Origin of the sequence: Mycobacterium intermedium, from assembly GCF_002086275.1 — a bacterium.
GTDB lineage: Bacteria > Actinomycetota > Actinomycetes > Mycobacteriales > Mycobacteriaceae > Mycobacterium > Mycobacterium intermedium.
Window position 1 is genome coordinate 1 of record NZ_MVHT01000219.1, and the last position, 1826, is coordinate 1826.

The following is a 1826-nucleotide window of genomic DNA, read 5'->3' on the forward strand; positions in this document are numbered from 1 at the left end:
GGCCTGCGAGATCAACTGAATCCGAATCAACAAACCCGACTCCAAAACCGGGTGGACTCAGTAACGGGGACTAGCCAGGACGTCGAAACCCGTCGCAGCCAGGGCCAGCCAGCTGGGTAGCAAACCCAGCGGGATGACCAGGATGGCATTGCTCAGCGCAAAGAACAGCGTTGCCACGACCACGACGCCAGCGATGGGCAGGGGTTGCGCCGGTCGCCTCAACGCGGCAAGCATCGCGCCCAGCGTGGCGACCGAATTCACCGCGAACATCAGCCAGTGCCCCGCCCGCACCGGACCGTCAACGCCACCGGCCAACATCGCACCGAACAACGTCAGCCCGCCGACGGCGGCAACCAGCACCAGCTCGCCTTTGCGGGGCCGAACGCAATCACCGGATCGGGACAGTTCGAGGAGCACCGCAAACCACGCCACACCGGGGACGGCCACCAGGTAGATCTCCGCCTGACTCAGCAGCTCGGCGTGCGTGCGGCTGGTCGTTCTTATCGCGTCGAGAGCCACGACCGACGCGAAGGCACAGAGTCCCGTCGCGGCCAGCGCGAGCACGGGTTTACGCGGGTCGCGAACCAGCAGGTAGAGCCCGAGCCAGGCGCTCAGCGTGAACACCACGGCCGATAGCGCAGCCATGTGACCAGTGTGTCACGCGGCGCGTCCGTCCTCCTCGACGAGGGGATCGAGGAGGACGGACAGGACCGCTACTAGAGGCGCACCGACGCGGTCGGCCTATGCCGCTAGGTGGTGCCGCTACGTGGTGGTGACGACGAGGCCCCCGTTGATCGGCGACAGGGCCGCCAGCGCCGCCTGCAGCGCACTCACCTGGCCGTTCCAGTAGCCGGAGATTTGGCTGCCGACGTTGCCGATACCGGAGATCAGGGCCGCGGTGTCTGCCCCGAGGGTGCTGGTGTTGGCGATACCGGAGATGGCGTTGCCGAGGTTCTGGAAACCGGACAGCAGCGTGCCGGAGTTGTACCAGCCCGACGTCCACGCCCCGTTCGCGTTGGCAAGGCCCGAACTCCAGTCGTTCGAGTTGAAGAACCCGGACGTGTTGTTGGAACTGCCGTTGAAGAAGCCCGACGACGACGTCCCGTTGGAGTTCCCGAAACCCGACAGCCCCGGGATGCCCAGGTTGAGGCGGCCCAGCAAATTCATCTGGAACGGGATCCGAAGGTCCGCCCCGGCCGTCAGGTCGTTGAAGACGATCGGGTTGACGACGATGTTGTCCATCCCCGGGCTCAGCAGGGTTCCGCTGACGTTGATGGTCAGCAGAACGGTAACCGACACGTTGACCGGGATGCCGAACGTTGGAGGCGCGTAGATGGTGATCGGGTAGATGTAGCCGGTGACCGGGATCGCCACGTTGGTGCCGAACACCAGGTCGATCGGAATCGCCGGGAATTCGACCGCGATGTGGGTCCCGTCCGCCCCTTGGCCGCTGCCCAGGTTGAATGCGCCGAAGTTCCTGTCGCCGGTGTTGCGAACCGGTGTTGATGTCGCCGACGTTGGCGAAGCCGGTGTTGATGTTGCCGGCGTTGAAGCTTCCGGTGTTCAGGTCACCCGGGTTGGCAGTGCCGGTGTTGAAGCTACCGACGTTGAAACTTCCCGTGTTGTTGCTGCCGGTGTTGCCGATACCGGTGTTGAAGCTGCCGGTGTTGCCGATACCGGTGTTGGCGATGCTGGTGTTGCCGATACCGGTGTTGTACTCACCGGCGTTGCCGATACCGGTGTTACCGGTGCCGGAGTTGAACAACCCGCGGTTACCGGTGCCGGAGTTGAACAACCCGACGTTGTCACTACCGGCGTTCAACCCA

1 protein-coding gene and 2 pseudogenes are annotated in these 1826 nt (G+C 64.4%); all 3 read right to left on the reverse strand.

All coding sequences use genetic code 11. The annotated features are described in order from the left end of the window. Positions 1 to 75 precede the first annotated feature (75 nt). Positions 76 to 645, reverse strand: a pseudogene (locus BST27_RS30250) (hypothetical protein); the annotation flags it as partial. 117 nt (positions 646 to 762) lie between these two features. Continuing rightward, positions 763 to 1389, reverse strand: coding sequence for a hypothetical protein (locus BST27_RS34285; protein WP_249025747.1), 627 nt, complete (start codon positions 1387 to 1389; stop codon positions 763 to 765). Between the two features lie 42 nt (positions 1390 to 1431). After that, a pseudogene (locus tag BST27_RS35170) lies at positions 1432 to 1826 on the reverse strand (pentapeptide repeat-containing protein); the annotation flags it as partial.